The organism is Blautia sp. DFI.1.216, assembly GCF_020594215.1.
Taxonomy (GTDB): domain Bacteria; phylum Bacillota; class Clostridia; order Lachnospirales; family Lachnospiraceae; genus Blautia_A; species Blautia_A wexlerae.
In genome coordinates this window covers 1-287 of the sequence record NZ_JAJDML010000217.1, presented here as the reverse complement: position 1 = coordinate 287, position 287 = coordinate 1, and the positions used below count along the sequence as shown (strand labels likewise).

General features: G+C 44.6%; 1 protein-coding gene. It reads left to right on the top strand.

What is annotated here, in order from left to right; translation table 11 throughout:
- A partial coding sequence (locus tag LJE11_RS19500) for a hypothetical protein (RefSeq protein ID WP_227296445.1) occupies nucleotides 1-287 on the top strand: 287 nt, incomplete at both ends.

The window sequence follows — 287 nt, the reverse complement described above, 5'->3', positions numbered from 1 at the left end:
ATGACTTCGTGATCAGCAAGAAATCAAATATGCTCCAGACAGGAAAGTTCAGCAAGACAGTTTCCTCAACCGGCAAGCCACAGGCATCTTTCAGATATCTGGCAAAAGGTACCTGGTATGTGGCAGCCCGAAGCTGGGTTCTGGATGCACAGGGCAATAAGGTCTATGGTTCCTGGACAAAGGTTAAGAAGATCAAGATCACTGTTGTCACACCGCAGCAGCCAAAGATCAGGAATATCACTGTAAAAGGAAACACTGTGACTGTTACTTACACAAAATGCAAAAAT